The organism is Streptosporangium nondiastaticum, assembly GCF_003011965.1.
In the GTDB taxonomy this organism is placed as follows: Bacteria; Actinomycetota; Actinomycetes; order Streptomycetales; family Streptomycetaceae; genus Streptomyces; species Streptomyces nondiastaticus.
In genome coordinates, this window is the sequence record NZ_PXWG01000269.1 from 1 (window position 1) to 3,284 (window position 3,284).

At 71.3% G+C, this 3,284-nt stretch carries 3 protein-coding genes; 1 reads left to right on the top strand and 2 read right to left on the bottom strand.

Annotation, left to right across the window (positions count from 1 at the left end; genetic code table 11):
* Positions 1 to 93: 93 nt before the first annotated feature.
* Positions 94 to 1,077 (bottom strand): ABC transporter permease, encoded by a 984-nt coding sequence (locus B7P34_RS35515; RefSeq protein WP_106682241.1) that lies wholly within the window; start codon positions 1,075 to 1,077, stop codon positions 94 to 96.
* 165 nt (positions 1,078 to 1,242) lie between these two features.
* Here B7P34_RS35515 and B7P34_RS35520 point away from each other — a divergent pair, with 165 nt between their 5' ends.
* Positions 1,243 to 2,943: an ABC transporter family substrate-binding protein gene (locus tag B7P34_RS35520; protein WP_106682242.1), complete on the top strand. Its 1,701-nt coding sequence runs from the start codon at positions 1,243 to 1,245 to the stop codon at positions 2,941 to 2,943.
* 51 nt (positions 2,944 to 2,994) lie between these two features.
* On the opposite strand, the gene B7P34_RS37915 is transcribed toward B7P34_RS35520, so the two are convergent.
* Positions 2,995 to 3,284: hypothetical protein (locus B7P34_RS37915; protein ID WP_223268584.1), on the bottom strand; the 290-nt coding region annotated here is incomplete at its 5' end.

Below are 3,284 nucleotides of genomic sequence, written 5' to 3' on the forward strand. Positions count from 1 at the left end.
CGCGGCGGGTGCCGCGGCCGCCGGCCCGGGTGCGGCGGGCGCGGCGGGCGGGGTGGCGGTGGTGGTCATGGTGGCGGGCCTCGCTCGTCGGGATCAGCTGGTGCGGACGCGCGGGTCGAGCGCGGCGTGGAGGACGTCGGCCAGGAAGCCGGAGAGCAGCACCATGACGGCGGCGAACACGTTCACCGCGACGACGGAGTTGACGTCGCTCTTGCCGATGGCGTCGATGAACCAGGAGCCCATGCCGTGCCAGCCGAAGATCTTCTCGGTGAAGGCGGCGCCGGTGAAGAGGGCGAGGAACCCGTAGGCGAAGAAGGTGGACATGGGCACGAGCGCGGTGCGCAGGCCGTGGGTGAGGACGGCCCTGCGGTGGGTGAGCCCCTTGGCGCGCGCGGTGCGCAGGAAGTCCGAGCCGAGGACGTCGAGCATGGTGCCCCGCTGGTAGCGGCTGTACGCGGCGGCGGTGCCGAGCGCGATGGAGAGGGTGGGCAGCAGGAGGTGCGCCGCGCGGTCGCCGAGGAGGGTGCCGGCTCCACCGGTCAGGCCCGGGGTCTTCTCGCCGGTGAAGGAGATGAGTTCGGCGCCCGCGGCCTGGTTGGCCTTCATCGCGCCGAGCTTGAGCAGGACGGCGAGGAGGAAGGTGGGCGTGGAGAGCAGCAGGAACGCGAGGACGGTGACCGCGCGGTCGGAGAACCGGTACTGCCGGAGCGCTCCCCAGGCGCCGGCGAGGATGCCCGCGACCGTGCCGAGCAGGGTGCCCGCGAGCAGCAGCCGCAGGCTGACGCCGATGCGGCGGCCGAACTCCTCGCCCACGCCGCTGCTGTCGATGGTCCGCCCGAAGTCGCCGCGCACGGCGTGCGAGGCCCAGGTGCCGAAGCGTTCCAGCAGCGGGGTGCGGTCGTTGATCCCGAGCGCGGTCAGCTGGGCTTCCACCGACTCGGCGGGCGGCGGTGGTTGACGGCCTTCGAAGTAGCCGCGCGGGGAGAGCGCCAGCGACGAGAGCACGTACGACAGGAAGACGGCCACCGCCAGCAGGAGGGCGTAGTAGCCGAGTCGTTTCGTCAGATAGGCGAGCACGAGGCGTGAATCTATCCGGCGGAACCTACCGTTCGGTTTCTTTCCGTTTCGGAGCCATTTCGTCCGTGATAAATGCGGTAAACGCTTGACCTGACGGGCCTGTTGGGGCGGGAGGTACGTGCTTACGGTGACCGGGCCGTCCTTCCCGAGGAGAGGAAATCCGCCATGATCAGGCCCGTCAGAGCCACCGCCCTCGCGGCCGCGGCCGTCTCCGCCGCGCTGGCGGTCACCGCCTGCGGCGGCGGAGCGAAGGACTCCGCGGACGGGGGCGGACAGGGCAAGGCGGCCCCGGCGGTGGCCGCCCAGGACCTCAACCCGCACCCGCCGGAGGACCTGAAGCAGGGCGGCGTCCACAAGGTCTCGATCCAGCAGCGGATCAACCAGTACAACCCCAACCAGACGGACGGCACCCAGGGCGACGCCTCGGCGATCACCGCCCTCGTCGAGCCCGACCTGTTCACCTTCGACTCCAAGGGCGTCCCGCACTCCAACCCCGACTTCCTGGCCTCCGCCAAGGTCGTCTCCACCGACCCGCAGGTGGTGTCGTACGAGCTCAACCCGAAGGCGAAGTGGTCGGACGGCAAACCGCTGGGCGTGGCCGACTTCGAGGCCCAGTGGAAGGCGCTCAGCGGGAAGGACAAGGCCTTCCAGGTCGCCTCCACCAGCGGCTACGACCAGATCGCCAAGGTGGAGCGGGGCAAGGACGAGCACGAGGTGCGGGTCACCTTCGCGACGCCGTTCGCCGACTGGCAGATGCTCTTCGACCCGCTGCTCCCGGCCTCCCTCAACTCCGGCCCGGACGCCTTCAACAAGAGCTGGGCCGGGCAGGTCCCCGTGACCGGCAACGCCTGGAAGGTCGGCGCGTACGACAAGACCGCCAAAACCATCACTCTCGTCCCGGACCCCGCCTGGTGGGGCGAGAAGCCGAAGCTCGACAAGTACATCTTCTGGGCCATGGACAGCAAGGCCCGCACCGACGCCTACCTCAACAAGGAGATCGACGACGCCCCGGCCTCCGCCCCCGAGGCGTACCAGCGGCTCAAGGGCGACAAGGACACCGACTTCCGCATCGGCGCCCGCTGGGACCAGGTCACCCTCAACCTCAACGGCGCCCGCGGGCCGCTGCAGGACGTCAAGGCGCGCCAGGCGGTGACGCTGGGCGTGGACCGCGAGGCGCTGGCGAAGGTGGCAGGCCAGGACCTGCCGTTCCGGCCCGAGGTGGTGAACAACCACTTCTTCATGCCGAACCAGGAGGGCTACCGGGACAACGCGGGCGCCTTCGGCAAGCGGGACGTCGCCCGGGCGGAGAGGCTCCTGGACGAGGCGGGCTGGAAGGACGGGGGCGCGGGCAAGCCGCGGACGAAGGACGGCAGGCCGCTGGTCCTGGAGTACGTGATGCCCGCCGACGCGATCTCGCTCGCCGAGGACCAGGCCAAGCTCACCCAGCAGATGCTCGGCGAGATCGGGATCAAGGTCGAGCTGCGCAAGGTCCCGGGGGACGACTACTTCGACCGGTACGTCCACCGCGGCAACTACGACCTCACCCAGTTCCGCCAGGTCGACCGGATCTACCGCTCCAGCTCCTACCGGGACTACCGGCAGCCGGACGGCGACAACGCCTTCAACAACTACGGCCGGGTCTCGTCGCCCGAGGTGGACAGGCTGCTGCTGGAGGCGTCCCGGACCACGGACGCCGGGAAGCAGGTCGCGCTGTACAACGAGGCCGACGCGAAGGTCTGGGAGCTCGGCCACTCCCTGCCGCTCTACCAGCGCCCCCAGATCGTCGCCATCCGCAAGGGCCTGGCCAACACCGGTGCGCCGGGGCTGGGCGACGAGAACAGCGTCCGGATCGGGTGGCTGAAGTAGCCGCCCCGGAGGCCGCCGACGACGGCCGGAACGACACGCCCGAAGGCCGGGTCACTGCTCCGGACGGGGCACCTCCGCCACCTGCTCGCCCACAAGGGTGCGGACCAGACGGGCGACTTGCGCGGCGGCCTCCTCGTCCGACGCGCCCGGGGCGACGACGTAGGACAACGTCAGCCGTACGGCCGCCTCGCAGGCCCACAGCGTGACCTCCGGCGCCCGCTCCCCGGCGGCTCCGGAGACCGCGCGGACGGTGCGGTCCCGGATGGCGTCGGCGAGCGGTGCGACGCCGGGCGCGGAGCGCGGCGCGGACCGGGCGAACGGGCCGCGCGGGGCCGGCAGCA

Coding starts and splice junctions, on each gene's coding strand:
- B7P34_RS35520 (WP_106682242.1), top strand. CDS start 1,243: ATGATCAGGCCCGTCAGAGCCACCGCCCTCGCGGCCGCGGCCGTCTCC.